The organism is Microbacterium hominis (assembly GCF_013282805.1).
Taxonomy (GTDB): domain Bacteria; phylum Actinomycetota; class Actinomycetes; order Actinomycetales; family Microbacteriaceae; genus Microbacterium; species Microbacterium hominis_B.
The window spans coordinates 1,765,903-1,791,727 of record NZ_CP054038.1 but is presented as its reverse complement, the minus strand read 5'-3'; the positions used below and the strand labels follow the sequence as shown (position 1 = coordinate 1,791,727).

Here is a 25,825-nt window from a genome sequence, read left to right as displayed (position 1 = left end):
CGGCGGAGGCCGCGGGCGACGTAGGCTGGTGGGGTGACGACGTACGACCCGCCGCGCCCATGGATCGCCAGCTATGCCGACGGCGTTCCCGCCGACCTCGAGCCCGTGACCGGCTCCCTCGTCGACATCGTCGAGGCGTCCGCACGCGACTATCCCGACGCCCCCGCCCTGCAGTTCTTCGGGCGCACCACCTCCTACCGCGAGCTGAACGAGCAGATCGAGCGTGCCGCCGCGGGGCTGCGGGCCCAGGGCGTGGGCCCGGGAGACCCGGTCGCGATCGTGCTGCCGAACTGCCCGCAGCACATCGTCGCCTTCTACGCCATCCTGCGCCTGGGCGCGGTGGTCATCGAGCACAACCCGCTCTACACGCCTCGGGAGCTGCGCAAGCAGTTCGAGGATCACGGCGCGCGCCACGCGATCGTCTGGTCGAAGGTGGTGAAGACCGTGCAGGAATTCCCCGCCGATCTCGCCGTGTCGACCCTGGTGTCGGTGGACATCATCAAGGCGATGCCGCTGGGCACCCGACTCGCACTGAAGCTTCCGATCGCGAAGGCCCGCGACGCGCGCGAGGCCCTCCACGAACCGGTGCGCGGAACGACGCCGTGGGAGGACATCGTCCGCCATGACCGGCTCGCCGCCTCCTTCCCGCGCCCGGGGACCGACGATCTCGCGCTCATCCAGTACACGAGCGGGACGACGGGCAACCCCAAGGGCGCATCGCTGACCCACCGGAACCTCCTGTCGAATGCGGCGCAGGCCCAGGCCTGGGTGCCCTCCATCGTGCGCGGCGACGGCTGCGTGGTGTACGCCGTGCTCCCGATGTTCCACGCGTACGGGCTGACCCTCTGCCTCACCTTCGCGATGTCGATGGGAGCGCGCCTGGTGCTGTTCCCGCGGTTCGATCCCGACATGGTGCTGGAGGCGACCAAGAAGCACCCGGCGACGTTCCTGCCTCTCGTGCCGCCCATCGCCGATCGCCTGCTGAAGGCCGCCGAGGAGAAGGGCGTGTCGATCGCGGGCACCGCGGTCGCCATCTCGGGGGCCATGGCGCTGCCGCATGAACTGGTCGTGCCGTTCGAGCGCGCCTCCGGCGGGTATCTCGTCGAGGGGTACGGGCTCAGCGAGTGCTCGCCGGTGCTCATGGCCAACCCCGTCGCCGAGAACCGGGTGCCCGGTACGGTCGGCCTCCCCCTGCCGGGAACGGAGTGCCGGGTGGTCGACCCCGACAACCCCACCGTCGACGTCGCCCCGGGTGAGCGCGGCGAGCTCGTCGTGCGCGGTCCGCAGGTCTTCAGCGGGTACTACGGCAAACCCGAGGCCACCGAGGCCGTCTTCGCCGACGGCTGGTTCCGCACGGGCGACATCGTGACCATCGACGAGGGCGGCTTCGTGCGCATCGTCGACCGCATCAAGGAGCTCATCATCACCGGCGGCTTCAACGTCGCCCCGACCGAGGTCGAGAACGCACTGCGCCAGCATCCCTCGGTCGACGACGCCGCAGTGGTGGGCCTTCCGAGCGAGCACTCCGGCGAAGAGGTCGTCGCCGCGATCGTCGTCGCGCCCGGCGCCGAGGTCGATGTGGAGGCCATCCGCGACTTCGCCCGCGGCATCCTCACTCCGTACAAGGTGCCGCGACGCGTGTTCGTCGTCGATGATCTGCCGAAGTCCCTCATCGGCAAGGTGCTGCGCCGACAGGTGCGCGACACGCTGCTCGCGCTCACCTCGGGAAGCTGAGGCGTCTCAGCCGACGAGTCCGTCCCGTGCGACGGCGACCGCGTACGGGTGCAGGGTGGCCGTGAACACCCCGGCGGCGACGGCGGGATCGCCGTCGAGCACGGCGCGCGCGGCCTGCTCGTCGTCGGCGTCGAAGATCGTGATGCCGAAAGTGCCGGGATGCTCCTGGGTGCGCCCGGCGAGGATCAGCACTCCCGCGTCACGCAGTGACACCAGGTACCGGAAGTGCTCGCCGACGATCCGCTCCTCCTCCGGAGTCGGCGCGATCACCATGCCGGGCCGCGACGGGACGATGCGATAGAGCCACTGCGCCATGAGGCGATCCTCCCGCGCGCCGCTTCAGGAGTCGAGGGCGTCGGGGCCGTCGGTCACCAGGATGTGGAACTGGGCCGCGTCGAGGATGCGGATCCCGAGCTCCTCGGCCTTGGCGAGCTTGGAGCCGGCCCCGGGACCGGCCGCGACGAAGTCGGTCTTCTTGGAGACGCTCGAGGCGGCCTTGCCGCCGGCGCGGATGATCGCCTCCTGCGCTCCGTCTCGCGTGTACCCGTCGAGCGATCCGGTCGCGACGACCGTCAGACCCTCGAGCACGCCGCCGGCGGCTGTCGCGGCCCCCGGGCCGAGGTGACCCGGAGTCGTCCACTGCACACCCGCGGCTGCCCAGCGATCGACGATCTCGCGGTGCCAATCCACATCGAACCAGTCGAGCAGCGAATCGGCGATGATCGCACCGACACCCTCGACCTCGGCGAGCTGCTCCCGTTCGGCGGCGCGGATCGCGTCGAGCGATCCGAACCATTGGGCGAGCGCGCGCGCCGCCACAGGGCCGACATGGCGGATGTTGAGGGACACGAGAAGCCGCCACAGCTCCTTCGTCTTCGCCTTGTCGAGCTCGGCGATGAGCTTGATCGCCTGCTCGGACGGGAGCACCTCGCGATGAGTCTTCCGCACACCCGCGCGGCGCCTCTCCGCGGGGTCGAGATCATCGGTGCCGGGAGGGTAGGTCGCGGGCCCGAGCTTCTGGAAGGGTGCCCGTCGCACCGGCTCGCCGGTGGTGTCATCCACCCTGATCTCGCCGCTGTCCGCGTCGCGCACGATCACCGAGATCGGCACGAGATCCTCGAGGGAGAGCGAGAACAGACCGGCCTCAGTCTCCAGCGGTGCGCGTGCAGGCGGCTCTGCCTGCGTGAGCGCCGCCGCCGTGACTTCGCCCAGGGCCTCGATGTCGAGCGCGCCGCGCGACCCGATGTGCTCGACACGACCGCGCACCTGTGCGGGGCAGGCCCGCGTGTTGGGGCAGCGCAGGTCGATGTCGCCCTCCTTCGCGGGGGCGAGGGGCGACCCGCATTCGGGACAGTCGGCCGGCATGACGAAGGCGCGCTCGCTTCCGTCTCGGAGCTCCACCACCGGACCCAGCACCTCGGGGATGACATCGCCGGCCTTGCGCAGGACCACCGTGTCGCCGATCAGCACGCCCTTGGCGCGCACGACGTCCTGGTTGTGGAGCGTCGCCTGACGCACCACGCTGCCGGCGACGCGGGCGGGGGCCATGACCGCGAACGGCGTCGCGCGGCCGGTGCGCCCCACCGAGACGACGATGTCGAGCAGCTTGGTGTTGACCTGCTCGGGCGGGTACTTGTATGCGATCGCCCACCGGGGCGCGCGGCTGGTGGCACCGAGCTCGGCGTGCAGGGCGAGCTCGTCAACCTTGACCACGACCCCGTCGATCTCGTGCTCCACGTCATGGCGGTGCTCGCCGTAGTGGTCGACGAACCCGAGCACGCCGTCGATGTCGTCGGCGGTGCGGAAGTAGGGGCTCGCGGGCAGCCCCCATTCGCTCAGAAGCGCATACACCTCGCTCTGCGCCGCGACCGGCGGGCTCTGCCACGCTCCGATCCCGTGCACGAACAGCCGCAGGGAGTCCAGTCGCGCCCGGCCCGCCTCGAGCTCCAGGCCGTCCTTCTTCTCCAGCTGCTGGCGCAGACCGCCGCTCGCGGCGTTGCGCGGGTTGGCGAAGGAGGGGAAGCGGCGCTCGGCGCTGACCCGGGCCTTGGCCTCGTCGAAGCTCCTCCCCCGGGCGCGCGACTCCTCCACCGCGCGGTCCCGCAGCTCCGCCTGCAGCGCGTTGAGCCGCTCGAACGCGGCGACGGGGATGAACACCTCGCCGCGCACCTCGACGATCGCGGGATGGCCGGTGCCCTCCAGCCGCTGCGGGATGCCGGACACGCGCAGGGCGTTGACGGTGACGTCCTCCCCCACCCGGCCGTCTCCGCGCGTGGCCGCCGAGGTGAGCAGGCCGTTCTCGTAGCGCAGGCTGATGGCGAGACCGTCGATCTTGAGCTCGGTCAGCCAGCGCACGGTGCGACCGGCCGCCGTGGCGGTCTTCGCGCACCACTCCCGCAGCTCGTCGTCGGAGAAGACGTTGTCGAGGCTGAGCATGCGCTCGGCGTGCGTGACCGGGGCGAACATCGAGCTCTCGGCGGCGCCGACCGTCTGCGTCGGGGAATCCTGGCCCTGGAGCTCGGGATGCAGGCGCTCGAGCTGCTCGAGCCGCTGCATCCACTGGTCATAGGTGGCGTCGTCGACGAGTTCCGCGTTGCGCCCGTAGTACGCGTCACGGGCGTCGAGGATGCGATCGGTCAGCTCCGCCGCTTCGGTCCGCGCGTCGTCGAGGCTGATCGGTGCAGGAAGCGCGGCGTCGGTCACCCGGACAGTCTAGGAGCGACCGCCGACAACGGCCGTCAGGCGTCGACGGGTGCAGCCGACACGGTGGTGTCGATCGTGAACTGGCCGAGCACGCGGGTGCCGAGGTAGAGCACGGCGGTCTGTCCCGGCGCGACGCCGTCGAATGGGCTCTCGGGGCGCACCGACAGCACGCCGTCGGCGAGCGTCGCGACCGCCGGCACCGGCTCGGCGTGCGCACGGATCTGCACGTGGCAGTCGAACACGCCGTCAGGCTGGGGCCGCCCGGCCCACGAGTAGCGCTCCCCCGCGATCTGCGCGGTGGCCAGGGCCTCCTTCGGCCCGACCACGACGGTGTTCGAGACCGGCCGCACCTCCAGCACGAAGCGGGGCTTGCCGTCGGGTGCGGGAACCCCGAGCGAGAGGCCGCGACGCTGGCCGACGGTGAAGGCGTGCGCGCCCTCGTGGGAGCCCACCACCGCCCCGGCGCGGTCGACGATCTCACCGGTCGCCGTGCCGACCTTCTCGGCGAGCCAGCCCTTCGTGTCGCCGTCGGGGATGAAGCAGATGTCGTGGCTGTCGGGCTTCTGCGCCACCGAGAGGCCGCGCGCGGCGGCCTCGGCGCGCACCACGGCCTTCGACGGGGTCGAGCCGAGCGGGAAGTAGGTGTGCGCGAGCTGGTCGGCGGTGAGCACTCCCAGGACGTAGGACTGGTCCTTCGCGGCATCCGACGCACGGTGGAGCTCCAGGCCCTCGGGGCCGTCCACGAGCGTCGCGTAGTGGCCGGTGCACACCGCGTCGAAGCCGAGCTCGAGCGCTCGCTCCAGAAGGGCCGCGAACTTGATCTTCTCGTTGCATCGCATGCACGGGTTGGGCGTGCGCCCGGCACGGTACTCCGCGACGAAGTCCTCGATGACGTCGTCGCGGAAGCGCTCCGAGAAGTCCCACACGTAGAAGGGGATGCCCAGGCGATCGGCTGCCCGACGGGCATCCATCGCATCCTCGATCGTGCAGCAGCCGCGACTGCCGGTGCGCAGGGTGCCTCCGGCGCGCGAGAGGGCGAGGTGGACTCCGACGACGTCGTGTCCCGCCTCGACGGCACGTGCTGCCGCCACGGCGGAATCGACGCCGCCGCTCATGGCCGCCAGGATCCGCATCGTCCCAGTCTACGAACCGCCGCCTGAGCGGGGGCCGGATGCCGCGCGCGCACGCTCCACGGCGGCCGGAAGGGCCGCCGCGAACGCCGCGACGTCGGCGGCCGTGGAGGTGCGCCCCAGGGTGACCCGCAGCACCTGCCGCGCCTCGATCTCGCTTCGCCCCAAGGCCATGACGACGTGGGAGGGCTCGGGCACGCCCGCCTGGCACGCCGATCCGGTCGACACGCTGATCCCGGCCTGATCGAGCAGGAACAGGAGCGTCTCGCCCGCGGCGCCCGGGAGAAGCAGGTGCACGTTGCCGGGGAGCCGCCGATCGGGATCGCCCAGCAGCACGGCATCGGGAACCCCGGCGCGCACCCGCGCCACGAGCTCGCGCGCGAGAGCGCGCAGCCGCACGTCCTCTGCCTCGCGCTCGGATTCGGCGCACTCCGCGGCCGCGGCGAAGGCCGCCGCGCCCGCGACATCCTGGGTGCCGGCCCGCAGGCCCCGCTGCTGACCTCCCCCGTGCAGCAGGGCACGGGGCTCGGCGGCACGCGAGACGACCAGCGCGCCGACTCCGACCGGCGCGCCGACCTTGTGCCCGGAGACGCTGACGGCGACCAGACCGGTGCCGCCGACCGCGTCGCCCCGCCAGCGGCGGACGTCCACGGGGATGTGCCCGAGCGCGGCGATCGCGTCGACGTGCAGCGCGACCCCGGCATCCGCGGCCGCCGCCGCGAGCCCCACGACGTCGTTGACGGTGCCCACCTCGTTGTTGGCCGCGAGCGCCGTGGCCAGCGCGGCGCCCTCCAGCGCCGCGCGGAAACGGGCCACCGGGATCGCCCCGCGCTCGTCGAGCCGCACCGCGCGCACCGGGGCGCCGTCGCGGGCGAGGGCGGCCACGGTGTCGAGGGTCGCGTGGTGCTCGCCGTCGGGAAGCACCACCGGTCCGTCGCCGCCGCCCGCGCGCCAGAGCCCTTGGAGGGCGAGGTTGACCGATTCGGTGCCGCCCGAGGTCAGCACGACCTCGATCGGATCGCAGCCGAGAACGACGGCCAGGCGCTCACGGGACTCCTCGAGCAGCCGACGCGCCGCCTGACCCGCGCCGTGGATCGACGACGCGTTGCCCGTCAGGGCCGCCGCGGCGAGCCAGGCCTCGCGCGCCTCGGCGCGCAACGGCGTCGTGGCGGCGTGATCGAGATAGACGACCATCGGCACCTCCCGCTCGGCGTAACCTCCTGGACTCACTGCCTCACTACTGTAGATCGCATGCTCAGCCCGGATCCTTCCGCGCGGATCGCCCCGCCGGGACTCCTCAGCTCCGACCTCGACGATCTGGGAGTCACGCTCGGCCCCGACGGCGGCACCCTGCGGGTCTGGTCGGGCGCGGCATCCACGGTCGAGCTGGTCGTCTTCGATCGCACCGACCTCGACTGGATCACCGAGACCATCGCCCTCGAACCGGTCGGGGGCGACGTCTGGAGCGTGACGACGCCGCGTCTGAAGCCGGGCGCGCGCTACGCCGTGCGGGTGGACGGACCGACGGGCGCCGGGAACACCTTCAACGGCGGCACGCTGCTGGTCGAGCCGTACTCGAAGGGGCTCGTCAGCGGCGGCTACGGCGATTGGCGCTCGGTCGTGGTGAACCGGACCTTCGACTGGGGCGACGTGCGCAAGCCGGCCGTCCCCCTCGATCGCACGGTGATCTACGAGGGGCACGTGAAGGGTCTGTCCAAGCGCCACCCGGCGGTGCCGCCCGCGCTGCACGGCACGTACGCCGGGCTCGCCCACCCGGCGATGATCGAGCACTTCCTCGACCTGGGGATCACGAGCATCGAGCTGCTGCCCGTGCACGCGTTCGTCACCGAGCCGCGGCTGCTCCAGCACGGGCTCTCGAACTACTGGGGCTACAACACCCTCAACTTCTTCACCCCCCACGCGGCCTACGCGACCGACCAGGCGCGCGCGGAAGGCCCCGATGCCGTGCTGCGCGAGTTCAAGGGGATGGTCAAGCTCCTCCACCAGGCGGGACTCGAGGTCATCCTCGACGTCGTCTACAACCACACCGCCGAGGAGGCCATCGGCGGGCCACGGTCGAGCCTGCGCGGCATCGACAACGCGGCCTACTACCGTCAGCAGCCCGACGGCGCGTACATCGACGTCACCGGGTGCGGCAACTCCGTGAACACCTCGGTGGATGCCGCGGCGCGGCTGGTGCTCGACTCGATGAGGTACTGGGCCGAGGAGATGCAGATAGACGGCTTCCGCCTCGACCTTGCCGCCACGCTCGGTCGCGACGCCGCCCACCACTTCACCCCCGACCATCCGCTGCTGCGCGCGATCATCGACGATCCGCTGCTGGCGGGGGTCAAGAAGATCGCCGAGCCCTGGGACGTCGGCATGGGCGGGTGGCAGACCGGCAACTTCGGCGACGGCTGGATGGAGTGGAACGACCGCTACCGCGACCGCGTGCGCAATTTCTGGCTCTCCGACGTCGATTACGCGCGCCGCGCCTCGACCGCCCCGGTCGGCGTCGGAGGCCTCGCGACGCGGCTGGCGGGCTCGTCGAACACGTTCAGCCCCGAGCGCGGGCCACTGGCGAGCGTGAACTTCGTGACGGCGCACGACGGGTTCACCCTGCACGATCTGGTCGCCTACGACGTCAAGCACAATCTCGGCAACGGCGAGCAGAACCGCGACGGCGCCGACACGAACCGCTCGTTCAATCACGGCGCCGAGGGGCGCACCGACGACCCCGGCATTCTCGCCACCCGACGCAAGGCGATGCGCAATCTTCTGGGCACCCTCCTGCTGTCGGCCGGGGTGCCCATGCTGACCGCGGGCGACGAGTTCGGCCGCACGCAGCGCGGCAACAACAACGCGTACTGCCACGATTCGCCGCTGACCTGGCTGTCGTGGGATCACGCTCCCTGGCAGGACGATCTGCGCGCGCACGTGCGGCGGCTGCTGGAGGTCCGACGGGAGAATCCGGCTCTGCGCCCCATCCGCTTCGCCCGGCTCGACGAGCACACGCCGTCGGCGTCGGTGATGGACTGGTACGACGAGCGCGGCGAGACGATGTCCGGCGAGCGCTGGACCAGTCCCGCCCACCGCACGCTCCAGTACGTGGCCACCTCTACGCCCGAGAACGAGGAGTTCAACCGGATTCTGCTCATCGTCCACGGATCCGAGCATCCCGTCGAGGCGTCGCTGCCGAGGATCGATGGTGTGACGCGCTTCGTGTCGCTGTGGACGAGCTTCGACGAGCGTCCTGCCGGCGAAGGCCGCGCCTTCGCGCCCGGAGAGGTCGTGCCTCTGCCCGGCACGGGGATGCATCTGTTCCGTGCCGAGTGATCGTTTCGTGGATGCCGTCCCGCCGGCGCCTCCTGTCTCCAGCGGGGCGCGCGCGATAGGTTCGAGACGTGGCTAAGACGACACGTGCCCCTCAGCCCCTCTCCTGGCGCAGCAGCAGCTCGATCCCCGTGCGGGATGCGTCCGAGTGGGAGTCCGACCGCTCGACCGTCGCGCAGCGCGTCCCCCTCGCCAAGCCGTCGCCCTCGGTCCCGTGGGGCGCGTTCGTGCCGAAGGCGTACGCGGGCGAAGTCGTTCCGTTCCGGGTGACCTCGTTCCGCGAGGGGCACGACCGCATCGGCGTGCAGCTGAGACTGACTGCCCCTTCCGGCGACGTGTCGCTGCACCGCCTCCACGCCCTCCACGACGGATTCGACCAGTGGGAGACGCACGTGGCGCTCCTCGAAGAGGGCATCTGGCGGTTCCGCTTCGAGTCGTTCGGCGATGACTTCGGCACCTGGCAGCACGCCGCGGAGCTGAAGATCGCCGCGGGCGTCGATGTGCCGCTCATGCAGGAGATCGGTGCGCAGCTGCTCACCCGCGCGGGGGCCGAGCGCAGCCGTCCGGTCGCACAGCGCCGCGAGCTCTCCGCCGCCGCCGTCGTCCTGCGCGACCCCGCCACCGATCCGGACGCCGCCCTCGCCGTCGTGCGCGACCCGTCGCTCACCGCCGCGTTCGCCGCGCGGCCCCTGACCTCGCTCATGACCCTCGGCGACCCGCTCGAGGTGCTCGTCGAACGGGAGCGAGCCGGCGTCGGCGCGTGGTACGAGTTCTTCCCCCGCTCCGAGGGAGCCCGTCGGTTCAAGGACGGCACGATCAAGAGCGGCACCTTCCGCAGCGCGGCACGGCGTCTCCCTGCGGTCGCTCGCATGGGCTTCGACGTGCTGTATCTGCCCCCGATCCATCCGATCGGCCGCATCAACCGCAAGGGGCGCAACAACACGCTGGACCCGAAGCCCGGTGATCCCGGGTCGCCGTGGGCGATCGGCGCCGCCGAAGGCGGGCACGACACCGTGCACCCGGATCTCGGATCGCTGGCGGACTTCCGCGCATTCGTCCGCGCCGCCCGCGCAGAAGGCATCGAGGTCGCCCTGGACCTCGCCCTTCAAGCGGCCCCCGACCACCCCTGGGTGCAGGCGCACCCGGAGTGGTTCACCACGCTTCCCGACGGGTCCATCGCGTATGCGGAGAACCCGCCGAAGAAGTACCAGGACATCTATCCGGTCAACTTCGACAACGACCCGGACGGCATCCGGGCCGAGGTGCTGCGGATCGTCCGCCACTGGATCACGCAGGGCGTGCGCATCTTCCGCGTCGACAACCCGCACACCAAGCCGCTGCAATTCTGGGAGTGGCTGATCCGCACGATCCGCGCGGACCATCCCGACATCGTCTTCCTCGCGGAGGCCTTCACCCGCCCCGCACCGCTGCAGTCGCTCGCCTCGGCGGGGTTCCAGCAGAGCTACACGTACTTCACCTGGCGCAACACCAAGGAGCAGCTCGAGGAGTTCCTGCGCGGGCTGGCGCACGACACCGACGACTTCGTCCGCCCCAACCTCTTCGTCAACACCCCGGACATCCTCACCGAGTACCTCCAGTTCGGCGGACGGCCCGCGTACGTGATCCGCGCGGCCATCGCGGCCACCGCGGCGCCGACGTACGGGGTGTACGCGGGGTACGAACTGTTCGAGAACGTCGCCCGGCCCGGCTCGGAAGAGAACATCGACAACGAGAAGTACGAGTACAAGTTCCGCGACTGGCAGGGTGCCGAGGCCCGCGGAGACTCCCTCGCCCCCTTCCTCACGCGCCTGAACGAGATCCGCCGGGAGCACCCCGCCCTCCGGCAGCTGCGCAACATCAGCATCCACTGGAGCGACGACGACGCGATCCTCGTCTACGTGAAGCATCTCGACGCCGCTCTGTCGCCGTCGGGGCGCAGCGACACGATCATCGTCGTCGTCAACACCGACCCGCACTCGGTGCGCCAGACCATGGTCCACCTCGACACCCGGGTGTGGGGCGTCGACCCCGGCGACACGTACGAGGTGGAGGATCTGATCACGGGCCAGAGCTGGACCTGGTCCGATCACAACTTCGTCATGCTCGACGCCTTCCGCGAACCCGTCCACATCCTGCACGTGAAGGAGTCCCGATGACCTCCGACGAGATCCTCGATGCCGTCGGAGCCGGCACGCATCACGACCCGCACGCCGTGCTCGGCATCCATCCGGCCGGCGACGGCACGGCGGGCTGGATCGTGCGCGCACGACGCCCGCTCGCGGCGTCGGTGACGGCCGTCTTCGCCGACGGTACGCGTGTGCCCCTCTCCCACCTGCGCGCCGGCGTGTGGGCGGGGGTGAAGGCCGGCGAACGCGGCCGCTACGAGATCGCCACCACGTACGAGCACGGGCCCGACTTCGTCGTCGATGACCCCTACCGGCACCCGCCCCTCCTCGGGGAGCTCGACCTCCACCTCGTCGCGGAGGGGCGCCACGAGCAGCTCTGGAAGGTGCTCGGCGCGCATGTGCGAGAGCACGACGGCGCGGTGGGCACTGCGTTCACCGTGTGGGCGCCGCACGCCCGCGCCGTGCGCGTGGTCGGCGACTTCAACTCCTGGGACGGCCAGGGCCACGCGATGCGCTCGATGGGCTCGAGCGGCATCTGGGAGCTCTTCATCCCGGGCGTGCGGGCCGGCGCGGTCTACAAGTTCGAGATCCGCACCCGGGGCAACGGCTGGGTGGTGAAGGCAGACCCGATGGCCGGCGCCGCCGAGGTTCCCCCGGCCACCGGCTCGGTGGTCACCGAGAGCTGGCACGGGTGGGCAGACCACGAGTGGATGGAGCGCCGCGCGAAGTCGGCTGCGGTGTCCCAGCCGATGTCGATCTACGAGGTGCACCTCGGTTCCTGGCGTCCGGGGCTGTCCTATCGGGACGCCGCCGATGAGCTGATCGAGCATGTCGACCGGCTCGGCTTCACCCACGTGGAGTTCCTGCCGCTGGCCGAGCACCCCTTCGGCGGCTCGTGGGGATACCAGGTCACCGGGTACTTCGCGCCGACCAGCCGGTTCGGCAGCCCGGACGACCTGCGCTACCTCATCGACCGGCTCCACCAGGCCGGCATCGGCGTGATCATGGACTGGGTGCCCGGGCACTTCCCGAAGGACGCGTTCGCGCTCGCGCGCTTCGACGGCGAGCCGTTGTACGAGCACTCCGACCCCCGGCGCGGGGAGCACCGCGACTGGGGCACGCTCATCTTCGACTACGGCCGGCGCGAGGTGCGCAATTTCCTCGTCGCCAACGCGCTGTTCTGGCTCGAGGAATTCCACGTCGACGGCCTCAGGGTGGATGCGGTGGCCTCGATGCTCTACCTCGACTACTCCCGCGAGGACGGGGACTGGGTGCCCAACATCCACGGCGGCCGCGAGAACCTCGAGGCGATCGCGTTCCTGCAGGAGGTCAACGCGACCGCCTACAAGCGGTATCCCGGAATCGCGATCATCGCCGAGGAGTCGACGAGCTTCCCCGGCGTCACCGCCCCCACCAACCAGGCCGGACTCGGCTTCGGCTTCAAGTGGAACATGGGGTGGATGAACGACTCCCTGCAGTACATCGCGCGCGACCCGATGTACCGCTCCCACCACGAGGGAGAGCTGTCGTTCTCCTTCGTCTACGCGTTCAGCGAGAACTTCATCCTCCCCATCAGCCACGACGAGGTCGTGCACGGCAAGGGAAGCCTCTTCGGGCGCATGCCCGGTGACCACTGGCAGAAGCTCGCGAACATGCGCGCGTTCCTGGCCTACATGTGGGGTCACCCCGGCAAGCAGCTGCTGTTCATGGGTCAGGAGTTCGGGCAGCTCTCGGAGTGGTCCGAGGGCCGCGGACTCGACTGGTGGATCCTCGACCAGCCGTCCCACCGTCAGCTGCAGGAGTTCGTCGGCGACCTCAACCGCGTCTACCGCGAAGAGTCGGCACTGTGGTCACGGGATGCCGACGGATCGGCGTTCACACGACTGGGCGGCCCCTCGTGGAACCCCAACGTGATCGCCTTCGCCCGCCGCGACTGGCACGGAAACACCGTCGCCGTGCTGTGCAACTTCTCCGGCGTCCCCATCTACGACTACGAGATCGACCTCCCCGAGACCGGGGTCTGGCGGGAGATCCTCAATTCCGATGCGGCCGATCGCGGCGGCTCGGGGGTCGGGAATCTCGGCATCGTCCACGCCGACGGAGACCACCGCGCCAAGATGGTGCTTCCGCCGCTGGGCGTGCTGTGGCTCAAGCACGACCGCCACGCGCACATCCCGTCGCCCACCCAGGGCTGAGGGCGGGCGCCCGCGCCGTCAGAACAGGAGAGCAGCCAGGCGCGCGCGGGCCTGGGCGACCCGCGGGTCGGCATCGCCGACGAGGCCGAACAGCTCGATGAGCCGCTCGCGCACCGGACCGCGCTGATCCCCCGGGAGGGCGGCGAACAGGTCGAGAAGACGCGCGAAGGCGTCGTCGACATGCCCGCCCGACACATCGAGGTCGGCGACGAGGAACTGGGCCGCGACGTCGTGAGGGGCCGCAGCCGCGGCATCCCGGGCCGCCTGCAGGTTCGCGCCGCTGACGCGGTCGAGCAGCCGCACCTGGCCGAGACCGGCGCGCGCATCGGCATCGCGCGGGTTCTCGGCGAGTGCCTTCTCGTACGCGGCGATCGCGCGGGGGTAGTCCCCCGCCTCGATCGCGGCATAGGCCTCGGCGTGCAGGGGCGGAAGCGGCGGTTCCTCGGGCTGGCCCGCCTGTTCGGGCGCCTCGCCGTCGGCGACCGACACCGACCCGGTGACGCCGTGCTGGGCGGCGAGCTGAAGCAGCTGCGCGAACACCTCGCGCACCTGCTCCTCGGGCACGGCGCCGGTGAACAGCGGCACCGGCTGACCGGCGATGAGTCCGACGACCATCGGGATCGACTGCGCGCGGAAGGCCTGAGCGATCTGGGGGTTGGCGTCGACGTCGACCTTCGCCAGCACGATCCGACCGCCGAGCTCGGTGACCACGCGCTCCAGCGCCGGGCTGAGCTGCTTGCAGGGTGCGCACCACTCCGCCCACAGGTCGATGACCACCGGGACCGTGCGCGAGAGCTCCATCGCCTGGGGGAAGGTCTCGTCGGTGACATCCATCACCAGCGAGGGCACCGCCCCCGCGGTCGGCGCACCGCCCGCCGCGGCCGGCTCCGGACGATTGCGCAGCGCGGAGAGGTCGACAGCGCCGCGCAGGGCGGCGGGAGCGGCATCGGTCACGGGATCTCCTTGGCGTCGAGGATGTCTGAGGCGTAACCCAGCAGGCGGATCTTCTCCGAAGATCCCTGACCGGGAACGTAGAAGAACAGCTGATCGCTGAAGGTCGTGGTGAACCCCGTCGACGATTCTTCCGCACCGGCGAGGGCCTTGACCGTCGGGCTGTCCGTCAGCTTGATCAGGGCGTCCTCGTTGGTCGGCACGGCGGTGTCGGCCTCGCTCAGGCTCACCGCCACGATCGCACCGCTCTCGAGCGTCGCGAGCGCGAAGGGGTCGAAGGCGCCGGGCGCGGCCGAGAACGTGAGGCTTCCCGTTCCCTTCGCCGTCTCGTTGAACGCTTCGAGGCGTCGTGCGCGGTCGGCCGCGATGGCCTCGCGGAAGGCATCCCCCTCGACCTCGAAGAGGCTGTAGTACTCGCTGCTCTCGCCGTTGTTGATGACGTCGGCGTACGCGGCGGCGACCTCCCCGGGAGGGAGGATCATGAACGACGAGTCCGGCGGAACCTGGTTCGCCCCGATGTAGGTCGGTGCGAGGTCGGGCATGAGAGTGGATGCCTCGAGGCTTGCCTGGTACGACAGCTTGTAGTCCGACCAGGGGTCCGCCTGCGTCAGCTGCATGATGCTCGAGGTCTTCGACTCCTCGTCGTCGACGACCGCCATCACCGATCGCGGCCACTCGTCGTAGGCCTGCGGCAGGATGATCGACAGCGGCTTGCCGACGATCGGCGCCGGAGTGCGGTAGTCCGCGATCGCGCCCCGCAGGGTGTAGTTCGTCTCGCGCGCCGCGAGCATGGCGCCGTCCAGTCGCGTGGCCGCCAACGCCGGGTCACGCGCTTCGTCCGCCTCGGCGACCGTGGCAGCGATCCGCGACAGGATGCGCTCGGTCTGCGCCTTGGTGACCGCGGGAGCCTGCTGCCCCTCGGGGGCCACCACCGTCGCGGTGGGCGTCGGGGTGGAGGTGGCGGCCAGCTGCGGCCAGGCGTCGGCGGCGCACCCGGTGAAAAGGAGCGCGGACACGGCCACCACCGGAACGGCCGCGAACGCGCGGCGGCCGGTCGACACGGCACGTCGGGTCGTCGATGTCGAGCTGATCACACCCTTCTCCGGCGAGTCGATCGACAGGTCGATCGGCTCGGTGATCGGGAGGGGCAGGCCCTTGCGGCGCGGGCCGCGGGCGCGGCGCGCGTGGCGGATCGCGAGGATGTACAGGAAGACGCCGACCGCCATCACGATGCCGCCGCCCACGATCAGCGGCCCGGCCCACGGGGTCGAGGTCTCCAGCGGCCACGACACGGCGACCTCGGACGGCGCCGACGCGGTCCCGTCGGTCGCCACGAGCACCGACATGCCTTCCGGCACCTGCAGCGGTGCGATGAGCACATCGGTCTGCTGGAACTCGTCGAGCCACAGGTCGGAGCCGACGGGGCTCCGCGCGGGGACATCCTCGGCGGGAGCGGTGTCGGGGGTGGTTGCCGCCTCATCGGTGGCCGCCTCGCCCTCGGTCGCCGCCTCGCCCTCGGCACCTGTCTCCTCCGGCTCGACCGCCGTCGTCGACATGGTCCCGTCGTCTTCGAGGGTCACGTAGTCGTAGGTGGTGTCCGACAGCCACGCCTCCATGTCGGCGGTGCGGCCGAACGCCGCGAAGATGTCCCCCTCCGCGTGGGCACGCAGTGTCTGCGTGCCCGGAAGCTGGCCCAGCACCTCGCCCTCGATCAGCAGATACGGCGCCTCACCGGACGTCTGGATCTGCGTGGACGCGGTCTTGGGGCCCTGGAAGACCGTTCGCTGGGCGATCCCCGCCCCGATCATCACGGTGGCGATGACGAACGCCACGACGGCCCACACGAAACGCACTCGGAACACCTTCCCGGCCTGCCACGGGCGCGGCTGGCCGTTGATTCGACATTTCAGAGTAGCGGTGTCGACCTGAAAGCGCCGTGGGAGGCGCCATTGCCGGGAGTCGAGCCCCCTCGCGCGTATTCTGACGAGGAGGACGTCGGCCGCCGAGCCGAGGGAAGGCCGGGACCGCGTGAAGATCCACAATCCGTTCCGTGTCGCTTTCGTCGCCACACTGGGCGTCGGCCTCGGTCTTCTCCTCATCGGCAGCATCCAGACGCTCTCCACGATCCTGCTCTACGTCGGCACCGCCCTGTTCCTCTCCCTCGGCCTCGACCCGATCGTGGGCTGGCTCGAGCGTCGCCGGCTGCCGCGGTGGGCGGCGGTGCTGGTCACGATCCTGGGGGTCCTCGCCGCGTTCACGGGGATCGTGCTGATGATCGTGCCGGTGATCGTCGGCCAGGTCACCCAGCTCGTCACCCAGGTGCAGGAGCTCCTCGAGGACGGCACCTGGGACCCGGTGGCGGAGCTGCGGGCATGGATGACCGAGACCTTTCCGCTGCTGCGCGTCGACGACGTCTTCACGTACGTGCAGGACTGGTTCGACTCGCTCGATCTCGGCGAGGTGGGCAGCCAGGTCGGCGGCGGGCTGATCGTGGCGGCCGGCACACTGCTGGCGGGTCTGGCCGGCGCCTTCATCGTGCTGATCCTCACGATCTACTTCACCGCATCGACCCCGAGCCTCAAGCGCGCGGTGTATCAGCTCGTGCCGGCGTCGAAGCGGGAGCGGTTCGTCGATCTCGGCGAGCAGATCACCGACTCGGTCGGCTACTACGTCATGGGCCAGGGAAGCCTGGGCATCATCAACGGCGTCCTGAGCGCGATCTTCCTGTCGATCATCGACGCCCCCTTCCCCGCCGTGCTCGCGGTCATCGCCTTCTTCTTCTCGCTGATTCCCCTCGTCGGCACCCTGACCGGGTCGACCATCATCGTGCTCACCTGCCTCATCCCCGGGGTCGGGTCGCCGACGACCGCCCTGATCGCCGCGATCTACTACCTCGTGTACATGCAGATAGAGGCGTACGTGATCTCGCCGCGCATCATGAGCCGCGCCGTGTCGGTGCCCGGCGCGGTGGTGGTCATCGCCGCCCTCGCGGGCGGTTCGCTGCTGGGCCTTCTGGGAGCGCTCATCGCCATCCCGGTGGCGGCCAGCATCCTGATCATCTACCGTCAGGTTGTCATCCCGCGGCAGAACGAACGCTGACGTCCCTCACGCCTCGGCGACGGGCTGACCGGTCCATTCGGTGGGAAGCGGGAGCGCGTCGGGGTTGACGGCGGCGACCACCTCCGTGAGCACCCGGCGGGTCTGATTCTCCCCCACCCACAGGTGCTTGCCTCCCTCGACGGGAATGAGCACGGCTTCGGGGATGGCGGCGAACCTCTCAGCTGCGGCCTCGGGGCGCAGGTAGTCGTCGAACTCGGGGACGAGGACGATCACCCGGCGACCGTCGCCCGCCCAGGCCGCGACCTCCTCAGCGGTCGCCCGGTGCAGCGGGGGCGACAGCAGGATGATCCCCTCGATGTCGTGATCGCGCCCGTACTTCAGCGCCAGCTCGGTGCCGAACGACCAGCCGACCAGCCACGGCCGCGGCAGAGCCCGCTCACGCACGAAGTCCATGGCCGCGGCGAGGTCGAAGGCCTCGGCCCGTCCGCCGTCGAAGGCTCCCTCACTGGTGCCGCGCGGCGAGGTCGTGCCCCGCGTGTTGAAGCGGAGCACGGCGAGGTCCGCGAGCGCGGGCAGGCGCCCTGCGGCCTTGCGCAGGATGTGGGAGTCCATGAACCCGCCGGCCGTCGGCAGGGGGTGAAGGGTGACGAGCGTGGCCACCGGCATCCGCTCCAGCGGCAGGGCGATCTCGCCGACGAGGGTCAGTCCGTCCAGCGTCTCCAGTTCGATGTCTTCCCGCCGGGCGGGCAGCTGCATCGGTCCGCGAATCTCCATGTCAGCCGATCCTCCAGCAGTGGGTGTGCCAATGACGGCGCGCGGCCAGATCGGCCTGGTCGCCCAGAACGCCGTCAGCACGCCAGACGACCACGTGAGCGACGCCCTCGGCGATCGCGCCGCCGCAGCCCGGGCAGCGGTACTCCTTGATCGCCTGCGCCGCGGATACCGGCTGCACCGTCCACTGCGACCCTCGACGGGTCTCCGAGCGCTTCCAGCCGGCGAGCATCCGCTCGAACGAGCCGGCCCCCGAGACATCCGGCCGACGCCGGTTCGACCTCGGCATCGGTCAGTACCAGCCGTGGGCCTGCGAATGCCCCCATGCCCCGCACGGGGCGCCGTAGCGGCCCTGGATGTAGCCGAGGCCCCACGCGATCTGGGTCGCGGGGTTCGTCTCCCAGTCCGCACCGGCGCTGGCCATCTTGCTGCCGGGAAGCGACTGCGGGATGCCGTACGCGCCGCTGGACGGGTTGTAGGCGTTCACCCGCCAGCCGGACTCCTTGTTCCACAGTGCGACGAGGCATGCGAACTCACCGTCGCCCCAGCCCCGCGCTGCGACCATGTCGTAGGCGATCGCCTGGGCGGTGCCGGGGTCGGGGGTCACGAACGGAGGACTCCAGCCCCCGCCGGTCGATGCCACCACCGGAGCGGGGGTCGGCGTGGGCTTGGCGGCCACGGAGTAGCCATCACGGCCGAGATCGATCGGCGCCTCCTCGGCCTCGGCCGCCACCGAGCGGCTCTGCACGTCGCCGAGTGAGTGGGCATAGAGCGACACCGGGGCGACCTCGTCGGCCGCGGCCTGCGTCACGGCGGCACCCACGGGCACGACGTAAGCGGCGACGAACCCGACGGCCGCGAATGCGGCGAAGACGCCGAGGACCCCGCGCCGGCGCGACCAGCGCGGCGCGGGCGCAGCGGTTCGCCCCGACGACGGCACACCGCGCGCGCGGAGCGTCGGAAGCACGGAGGCACGAGCAGCCTGCTGCCGACGGGAGCGCCGTGAGGGGAGGATCTCGTTGCCGGAAGTCACAGTGATCGAAAGTCTACCGGCGCGCTCGAGCGCATCGCACGCCGGGGTGCCTCACCGGACAGCGAGCATCACTTCGACGACGGCGTCGAGCACGGCATCCACCTGCGTCTCACGGTAGCCGGACCGCTGCATCCGGAAGGCGACAGCGCGAACCTGCTCTACCGTCACCGGCTCGCCGGCCTCCAGCCATCGCGCGATCTTGTCGGAGACCAGATCCACTTCGTCGATGCGGTACCCGTAGCGCAGCATTCCGACCCGGTCGAAGCGCTGCCGCTTGGGCCTGGTCAGTCGATCGAGCACGGTCTGGGCCATCGTGCGGGTGTCTCCGACCCACTCGTGCGCCCGGCCGGACGCGACGGCGACCTCGCGCTCCCGGGCGGCGAAGGCGTCTTCGATCCGTCCGAGCGCCGAGTCCACAGCCTCGATCGCGTAGCCCCGGCGCACGAGGGGGAAGGACGCGGAGCGCACATCCGCGGCCGTGAGGCTCTCGTCGCCGTGCTCGAACGCCGCGCGCGCCCGCGCGAGGAACGTGTCGACGGGCTCCTTCGCATAGCCCTTCGCGCGTCCGCGCGCATCGGGGAATGTCGCTGCCTTCTCGGCGGTCGTGTCGATCGTCATGTACTCACTGCCAGGGGGGAGAGAACGTAGAAGAGCGCGAGCGCGGCCATCGCAGACGGCAGGATCGAATCGAGCCGATCCAGCACTCCGCCGTGGCCGGGCAGCCACGAGCTCATGTCCTTGATGCCCAAGTCGCGCTTGATCATCGATTCTCCCAGATCCCCGGCAGTGGCCGTTCCCAGGATGACGGCGCCGAACACGACGCCCGCCCACCACGGGATGCCCAGCAGGAAGATGCCGGTCAGCACGCCCGCCAGCAGAGCGACGACCGCGGCCCCCGCGAAGCCCTCCCAGGTCTTCTTGGGGCTGATGCGCGGCGCCATGGGGTGCTTGCCGCCGCGTCCGAACGTGAGGCCCGCCGCATAGGCGCCGGTGTCGGCCGCGACCGCGATGATGATGAACGACAGTACCCACCACTCGCCATGCTCCTGGCGCAGGAGCACCACGCACAGCGCCGCGAGGAACGCGACGTAGAGCTGGATGAGGCCGCCGGCGAGCACATCCGACAGCACGTCGCCGTGGGCCCGGCCGTCGCGGGCGACCATCTGCCCGACGAGTCGCCAGACGATCACCACGGCGATCGCGACGAACAGCGTGACCCACAGCATCCACGGGTCCAGCAGCGCGGCGCAGAAGATCAGCGCGATCGCCGCGCCGATCTGCGCGACGAGGTCGACCCGACGGCCGGAGGCGATCAGCGCGCGGCCGAACTCGAACACTCCGAGCAGGGCTGCCGCCAGAGCGAAGGCGATGAACACCCATTTGACGACCAGCAGCGACGCCAGAAGCACGGCGCCGATTCCGATGCCGATCGCGCTCGCGACGATCAGGTCGCGACCTGTGCGCTGCTTGATGCGCTCGTTGGCCTCTTCGAACTCCGCGCGCGCGTGCGCGACATGGCTCTCGAACTCGCTGCGCGCCTCGCGCACGTGTGCTTTGAACGCGGCGCCCGGGTCACCGGTATCGGTCGCGTCGAGGTCGACGCCTTCGCGACGCGCCCGCCGCTGCTGCGCGGCGGCCTCGTCGTCGAACTGCCCCCCGGATCCGTCGGACATCCCGTCTCAGACCTCGAGCAGCTCTGCCTCTTTGCGCTTGAGCGCGTCGTCGATCGCGTCGACGTGCGACCGCGTGAGGGCGTCGAGTTCCTTCTCGCCGCGGGCGATCTCATCCTCGCCGATCTCGCTCTTGAGGGAGTCGAGGTCGTCCTTGGCCTTGCGGCGCAGACCGCGCACGTGCACCTTCGCGTCTTCACCCTTGGTGCGCACGATCTTGACATACTCCTTGCGGCGCTCCTCGGTCAGCTCGGGCATCGTCACGCGGACGAGGTTGCCGTCGTTGGTGGGATTGGCACCGAGGTTCGGGATGTCGCGGATGGCCTGCTCGATCGCCTTCAGCGCTGACTTGTCGTAGGGCGTGACGATCAGGGTGCGGGCCTCGGGGTTGTTGATCGAGGCCAGCTGCGCCAGCGGGGTGGGGCTGCCGTAGTAGTCGACGAGCACCTTCTGGAACAGCTGAGGGTTCGCCCGACCGGTGCGCACGGTCGCGAAGTCCTCCTTCGCAGCCTCGACGGCGCGGTCCATGCGCGCTCCGGCATCGGCCAAGACGTCCGCGATCACAGTGTCTCCTTCGCGTAATGGGGCCTGCTCAGTCTAGTCGGGCCGGAGGTGTCACGCCGTGACAAGCGTGCCGATCGACTCGCCCAGGAGGGCCCGGGTGACGTTGCCGGCCGGCTCCATGCCGAACACCCGCATGTCCATGCTGTTGTCCATGCACAGGCTGAAGGCGGTCGAGTCGACCACCTTGAGTCCCCGCTGGAGCGCGTCGAGGTAGGTGATCCGATCGATCTTCGTCGCAGCCGGATCCTTCTTGGGATCGGCGGTGTACACGCCGTCGACGCCGTTCTTGGCCACGAGGACCTCCTGCGCATCGATCTCCAGGGCGCGCTGGGCGGCGACCGTGTCGGTCGAGAAGTACGGCAGCCCGGCGCCGGCGCCGAAGATCACGACGCGGCCCTTCTCCATGTGGCGCTCGGCGCGCCGGGGGATATACGGCTCGGCGACCTGGGTCATGGAGATGGCGGACTGCACGCGCGTCGCGGCGCCGGCCTGCTCCAGGAAGTCCTGCAGCGCGAGCGCGTTCATCACCGTGCCGAGCATCCCCATGTAGTCGGCCCGGCCACGGTCCATGCCGCGCTGGCTGAGCTCGGCGCCGCGGAAGAAGTTTCCGCCGCCGACCACGATGGCGATCTCGACCCGGTCGACGGCTGCTGCGATCTCCCGGGCGATCTGGCCGACGACGTCGGGATTGACCCCCAGCTGTCCCCCGCCGAACGCCTCGCCGGACAGCTTGAGAAGGACGCGACGGCGTCCGGTGGCTTCAGTGATCACGGGGAATCCTCTCGTTGACGACAAACTACCGAAGGGCATGAGAAAAGCCCGCACCGGATTCCGATGCGGGCTCTCTCGGAGTGTTACGCGCCGACCTTGAAGCGGGCGAAGCCCGTGAGGGTCAGACCGGCGTCCGCGGCGACCTTGGCCACCGACACCTTGTTGTCCTTGGCGTAGTCCTGGTCGAGCAGGGAGACCTGCTTGAAGAACGCGTTGACACGGCCCTCGACGATCTTCGGCAGGGCGGCCTCGGGCTTGCCCTCGTTGCGGGAGATCTCCGTGACGATCTCGCGCTCCTTCTCGACCTCGGCCTCGGGGACCTCGTCGCGCGTGAGGTACGACGGGTTGGCGAACGAGATGTGCTGCGCGATGCTGCGCGCCGTCTCGGCGTCGTCGCCCGAGTAGGCGAGGACCACGCCGACCTGCGGCGGGAGGTCCTTGCTCGTCTTGTGCAGGTAGATCTCGAACGCGTCGCCCGACAGCGTGCTCACGCGACGCAGCTCGACCTTCTCGCCGATGATCGCGGCCTCGTCCGAGATGAGCTCGGCGACGGTCTGCGCGCCGGCGGGGGCGGCGAGCGCCTCTTCGGCCGAGTTCGCGGCGGCGGCCGCGGCGGCGTCGAGGACCTTGTCGGCGAGCGCGATGAAGCGGTCGTTCTTCGCCACGAAGTCGGTCTCGGTGTTGAGCTCGAGGATCGTGACCTTGCCGTCGACCTCCTTGGCCGCGACGAGTCCTTCGCTGGTGGAGCGGTCGGCGCGCTTGGCGTTGCCCTTCGCGCCCTTCAGGCGCAGGATCTCAACAGCCTTCTCGAGGTCGCCGTCGGCCTCCTCGAGCGCCTTCTTGGTGTCGACCATTCCCGTGCCGAGCTGCTCGCGCAGCGCCTTGATGTCGGCGATCGTGAAGTTTGCCATGGGTGGCGGCTCCTTGTCGTGATGAGTTCTCAGGGGTGTCCGCAAGGGATCGCGGGTGGCGATCCCTCGCGGACGGAGTCTTCGACCGGTCGGATTACTCGGCGTCGGCTGCGGGAGCAGCCTCGGCCTCGACGGCGACCTCGGCCTCGGCGGGCGCCTCTTCGGCGACCTCTGCCTCGGCGGCGACCTCAGCGTCGGCGGCGGGCGCCTCATCGGCGGCGGGCGCCTCGGCGGTGCCCTGCTCGAGCAGCTCGCGCTCCCACTCGGCCAGCGGCTCTGCGGCCTCGGCCTCGTCGGCGGGCTGGTGGCGCTGGATGAGGCCCTCAGCGGCGGCGTCGGCGATGATGCGCGTGAGCAGGCTCACCGAGCGGATCGCGTCGTCGTTGCCGGGGATCGGGTACTGGAACTCGTCCGGGTCCGCGTTGGTGTCGAGGATGCCGATGACGGGGATGCCGAGCTTGGACGCCTCGTTGACGGCGAGGTGCTCGCGCTTGGCGTCGACGACCCAGATGGCCGACGGGGTCTTCTGCAGGTTGCGGATGCCGCCGAGCGACTTGTGGAGCTTGTCGAGCTCGCGCTTCTTGAGGAGGAGCTCCTTCTTGGTGAGACCGGTCGAGGCCGGGTTCTCGAAGTCGAGCTCCTCGAGCTCCTTCATACGGGCGAGGCGCTTGGACACCGTCTGGAAGTTGGTGAGGAGGCCACCGAGCCAGCGCTGGTTCACATAGGGCTGGCCGACGCGCGTGGCCTGCTCGGCGATGATCTCCTGGGCCTGCTTCTTGGTGCCGACGAAGAGGATGGTGCCGCCGTGGGCGACAGTCTCCTTCACGAACTCGTAGGCCTTGTCGATGTACGACAGCGACTGCTGCAGGTCGATGATGTGGATGCCGCTGCGCTCGGTGAGGATGAAGCGCTTGACTTTCGGGTTCCAGCGGCGGGTCTGGTGTCCGAAGTGGACGCCGCTGTCGAGCAGCTGGCGAATGGTGACGACGGCCATGGCCGTTCTCCTGTTCTGGGCGCACACGTGCGCACGGTGTTTGCGGTTGTTCTCGCGCCGGCCGGTGGCCGGCGTGCCTGGTGCCCGGCTCACACCCGCCCGCGGCCGGCTGCTGCCGTCCGGGGGACCGTTGGGAGTGGATGCCGCGCCTCTCCCCCTTGCGGGGCCGGATGAACCGGGGGCGCTCTGGGCACGCGGAGTCACCTCGACCAGCGAGGTGCCGTAACAGTGTAGCAGTCGACGCCTGCTCCTCCCCAGTCGCACACGGGCGGGAGGCTGTCCCCATCCCGCCCGTGTGCGGGCGCCACGGGCCCCGCGCCCCCCACGATGGATCGATGGCGATCGACCGATCCACCGTTCCCCCGACCTCGCGTCGCCGCGGCGCCATGTGCGCCGTCCTGGCCGCAGCCCTTCTCGTCGCGCTGTCCGCATCGGCCGCCGGCGCGGTCGGGCGCGAAGGCCGGGTGGCGGTCTCTCCGCTGTGGCAGTGGCCTCTCGACGCGTTCCGGCTGGAACGGCCCTACGTCGCCCCACCCGACCGCTACGGCGCCGGGCACCGGGGCGTGGATGTGCGCCCCGTGGGTTCCACGCGGGTGACCGCGCCCGCAGCAGGCGTGATCGCCTTCGCCGGGCCGGTCGCCGACCGCTCGCTCGTGACCATCGACCACGGCGGCGGACTGGTCACGACGTTGGAGCCGATCACCCCCGGCCTCGCGGTCGGCGAGCTCGTCGCCGCGGGCGCGCCGGTCGGCGTGGTGAGCGCGGGCGGCCACGTCGAAGAGGGGTCCCTCCACATCGGGGTGCGCCTGCACGGCGAGTACATCAACCCGCTGATCCTGCTGGGCGCCGTTCCACGGGCCGTGCTCCTCCCCTGCTGCGAGCCGACCGAGCGCTGAGCCGACAGTCCGAACACGCGCACGCCGAGGTGCTCACGCCCACACGCCCCTGGGTTCAGGCCCGCGGATGGGCCAGGCGGTAGGCCGCGGCGAGGCGTTCGCTGGAGACGTGGGTGTAGATCTGCGTGGTGCCCAGGCTCGCGTGCCCGAGGATCTCCTGCACCGCGCGGAGGTCGGCGCCGCCATCGAGCAGGTGCGTGGCGGCGGAATGGCGCAGCGCGTGAGGCCCCGCCCGCTCCCCGACGATCGGTGCGAGGGTGCGCGCTGCCAGCTCGTAGACCGCGCGCACGCCCCACCGTCGCCCACGAGCCCCGAGCAGGAGTGCCTCTCGGCCCTCCTGCTCGCTGCGGGCGCACAGCACCGGGCGCGCCCGCACGAGGTAGGCGTCCAGCGCACGCGCTGCGGGCGCCCCGAACGGCACCACGCGCTCCTTGGACCCCTTTCCCACGACCCGCAGGGTCCGCCGCTCGTGATCGATGTCGCCGACGTCCAGACCGCACAGCTCCGAGACGCGGATGCCGCTGCCGTAGAGCAGTTCGATGGCGGCGTGGTCGCGCAGGGCGATCGGGTCGCCCTCCGCGGCGGTCGCCGCCATCTCTTCGAGGGCGAGCGCCAGCGCCTCGGCGGGAGCGACGGTCGGCAGGGAGCGTCCGCGCTTGGGCGCGACCAGGCGAAGACTCGGATCGTGCGCGATGATCTCCTCCTCGAGCGCCCAACGGAAGAACCCGCGGATCGAGGCCGACCGCCGCGCCAACGTCGATCGCTCGTCTCCGCGCTTGGCCGCCCCCCAGAGCCAGTCGCGGAGGTCGTCCAAGGACACGTCTTCGACGTCGCGCTCGCCGACCGACCTCACCAGGTCGCTCAGATCGGACCGATAGGCGCGCACCGTCGCCGGCGCGAGGCGACGCACGGAGGTGAGGTCGCCCGCGTATCGCTCGATCGCTGCGGACAGGCGCATGGCACCAGCATGCCCGCCGCTGCGC

At 70.7% G+C, this 25,825-nt stretch carries 22 protein-coding genes; 6 read left to right on the top strand and 16 right to left on the bottom strand.

Annotation, left to right across the window (positions count from 1 at the left end; all coding sequences use genetic code 11):
* The first annotated feature begins 33 nt into the window (after positions 1–33).
* The gene (locus HQM25_RS07955) at positions 34–1,734 is read left to right on the top strand and encodes a long-chain-fatty-acid--CoA ligase (protein WP_172989750.1); all 1,701 of its coding nucleotides are present in this window, start codon (positions 34–36) and stop codon (positions 1,732–1,734) included.
* Positions 1,735–1,740: 6 nt separating this feature from the next.
* Here the strand turns inward: HQM25_RS07955 and HQM25_RS07950 are convergent, their stop codons facing one another.
* From HQM25_RS07950 to HQM25_RS07935, 4 genes are read right to left on the bottom strand one after another with little or no spacing between them, the layout of a single operon-like run.
* On the bottom strand, positions 1,741–2,049 hold the full coding sequence (locus tag HQM25_RS07950; protein WP_172989749.1) for a YciI family protein: 309 nt from the start codon (positions 2,047–2,049) through the stop codon (positions 1,741–1,743).
* Positions 2,050–2,073: 24 nt separating this feature from the next.
* Positions 2,074–4,437, bottom strand: coding sequence for an NAD-dependent DNA ligase LigA (gene ligA / locus HQM25_RS07945; RefSeq protein ID WP_172989748.1), 2,364 nt, complete (start codon positions 4,435–4,437; stop codon positions 2,074–2,076).
* 35 nt (positions 4,438–4,472) lie between these two features.
* Entirely contained in the window at positions 4,473–5,570 is a 1,098-nt protein-coding gene (gene mnmA / locus HQM25_RS07940; RefSeq protein WP_172989747.1) for a tRNA 2-thiouridine(34) synthase MnmA, read from the bottom strand.
* 9 nt (positions 5,571–5,579) lie between these two features.
* Complete coding sequence (locus HQM25_RS07935) at positions 5,580–6,761, bottom strand: cysteine desulfurase family protein (protein ID WP_172991575.1); 1,182 nt, start codon at positions 6,759–6,761, stop codon at positions 5,580–5,582.
* Positions 6,762–6,818: 57 nt separating this feature from the next.
* Here HQM25_RS07935 and glgX point away from each other — a divergent pair, with 57 nt between their 5' ends.
* The 3 genes from glgX to glgB all read left to right on the top strand — a co-directional run bounded on the left by glgX (position 6,819) and on the right by glgB (position 13,221).
* Entirely contained in the window at positions 6,819–8,903 is a 2,085-nt protein-coding gene (gene glgX, locus HQM25_RS07930; protein ID WP_172989746.1) for a glycogen debranching protein GlgX, read from the top strand.
* Between the two features lie 128 nt (positions 8,904–9,031).
* Positions 9,032–11,056: an alpha-1,4-glucan--maltose-1-phosphate maltosyltransferase gene (locus HQM25_RS07925; protein ID WP_254359656.1), complete on the top strand. Its 2,025-nt coding sequence runs from the start codon at positions 9,032–9,034 to the stop codon at positions 11,054–11,056.
* On the top strand, positions 11,053–13,221 hold the full coding sequence (glgB, locus tag HQM25_RS07920; RefSeq protein ID WP_172989744.1) for a 1,4-alpha-glucan branching protein GlgB: 2,169 nt from the start codon (positions 11,053–11,055) through the stop codon (positions 13,219–13,221). The genes HQM25_RS07925 and glgB overlap by 4 nt, the downstream gene beginning before the upstream one ends.
* Before the next feature lie 18 nt (positions 13,222–13,239).
* Here glgB and HQM25_RS07915 read toward each other — a convergent pair whose 3' ends face one another.
* Complete coding sequence (locus HQM25_RS07915; protein WP_172989743.1) at positions 13,240–14,175, bottom strand: tetratricopeptide repeat protein; 936 nt, start codon at positions 14,173–14,175, stop codon at positions 13,240–13,242.
* Complete coding sequence (locus HQM25_RS07910) at positions 14,172–16,025, bottom strand: glycosyl transferase (RefSeq protein ID WP_172989742.1); 1,854 nt, start codon at positions 16,023–16,025, stop codon at positions 14,172–14,174. The genes HQM25_RS07915 and HQM25_RS07910 overlap by 4 nt, the downstream gene beginning before the upstream one ends.
* Before the next feature lie 175 nt (positions 16,026–16,200).
* Here HQM25_RS07910 and HQM25_RS07905 point away from each other — a divergent pair, with 175 nt between their 5' ends.
* Positions 16,201–17,271: an AI-2E family transporter gene (locus HQM25_RS07905; RefSeq protein WP_172989741.1), complete on the top strand. Its 1,071-nt coding sequence runs from the start codon at positions 16,201–16,203 to the stop codon at positions 17,269–17,271.
* Between the two features lie 6 nt (positions 17,272–17,277).
* Here the strand turns inward: HQM25_RS07905 and HQM25_RS07900 are convergent, their stop codons facing one another.
* From HQM25_RS07900 to rpsB, 9 genes are all read right to left on the bottom strand, one after another.
* Entirely contained in the window at positions 17,278–18,006 is a 729-nt protein-coding gene (locus tag HQM25_RS07900; RefSeq protein WP_172989740.1) for an alpha/beta hydrolase, read from the bottom strand.
* A 1-nt stretch (position 18,007) separates the two neighbouring features.
* Positions 18,008–18,292, bottom strand: coding sequence for a hypothetical protein (locus HQM25_RS07895; RefSeq protein WP_172989739.1), 285 nt, complete (start codon positions 18,290–18,292; stop codon positions 18,008–18,010).
* 3 nt (positions 18,293–18,295) lie between these two features.
* Positions 18,296–19,036, bottom strand: coding sequence for a lytic transglycosylase domain-containing protein (locus HQM25_RS07890; protein ID WP_438803629.1), 741 nt, complete (start codon positions 19,034–19,036; stop codon positions 18,296–18,298).
* A 51-nt stretch (positions 19,037–19,087) separates the two neighbouring features.
* Positions 19,088–19,654, bottom strand: coding sequence for a DivIVA domain-containing protein (locus HQM25_RS07885; protein WP_172989738.1), 567 nt, complete (start codon positions 19,652–19,654; stop codon positions 19,088–19,090).
* The gene (locus HQM25_RS07880) at positions 19,651–20,709 is read right to left on the bottom strand and encodes a phosphatidate cytidylyltransferase (RefSeq protein ID WP_172989737.1); all 1,059 of its coding nucleotides are present in this window, start codon (positions 20,707–20,709) and stop codon (positions 19,651–19,653) included. The genes HQM25_RS07885 and HQM25_RS07880 overlap by 4 nt, the downstream gene beginning before the upstream one ends.
* 6 nt (positions 20,710–20,715) lie before the next feature.
* Positions 20,716–21,270, bottom strand: a complete 555-nt coding sequence (frr, locus tag HQM25_RS07875) for a ribosome recycling factor (protein WP_172989736.1) — start codon at positions 21,268–21,270, stop codon at positions 20,716–20,718.
* A gap of 51 nt (positions 21,271–21,321) precedes the next feature.
* Positions 21,322–22,041, bottom strand: coding sequence for a UMP kinase (gene pyrH / locus HQM25_RS07870; protein WP_172989735.1), 720 nt, complete (start codon positions 22,039–22,041; stop codon positions 21,322–21,324).
* A gap of 83 nt (positions 22,042–22,124) precedes the next feature.
* Entirely contained in the window at positions 22,125–22,952 is an 828-nt protein-coding gene (tsf, locus tag HQM25_RS07865; protein WP_172989734.1) for a translation elongation factor Ts, read from the bottom strand.
* A gap of 94 nt (positions 22,953–23,046) precedes the next feature.
* Complete coding sequence (rpsB, locus tag HQM25_RS07860) at positions 23,047–23,946, bottom strand: 30S ribosomal protein S2 (RefSeq protein WP_172989733.1); 900 nt, start codon at positions 23,944–23,946, stop codon at positions 23,047–23,049.
* Positions 23,947–24,281: 335 nt separating this feature from the next.
* On the opposite strand from rpsB, the gene HQM25_RS07855 reads away from it, so the two are divergent.
* The gene (locus tag HQM25_RS07855) at positions 24,282–24,842 is read left to right on the top strand and encodes a murein hydrolase activator EnvC family protein (RefSeq protein ID WP_254359616.1); all 561 of its coding nucleotides are present in this window, start codon (positions 24,282–24,284) and stop codon (positions 24,840–24,842) included.
* Positions 24,843–24,897: 55 nt separating this feature from the next.
* Here the strand turns inward: HQM25_RS07855 and HQM25_RS07850 are convergent, their stop codons facing one another.
* A complete protein-coding gene (locus tag HQM25_RS07850; RefSeq protein WP_172989732.1) occupies positions 24,898–25,800 on the bottom strand; it encodes a tyrosine recombinase XerC in 903 nt (300 codons plus the stop codon).
* Between the last annotated feature and the right edge of the window lie 25 nt (positions 25,801–25,825).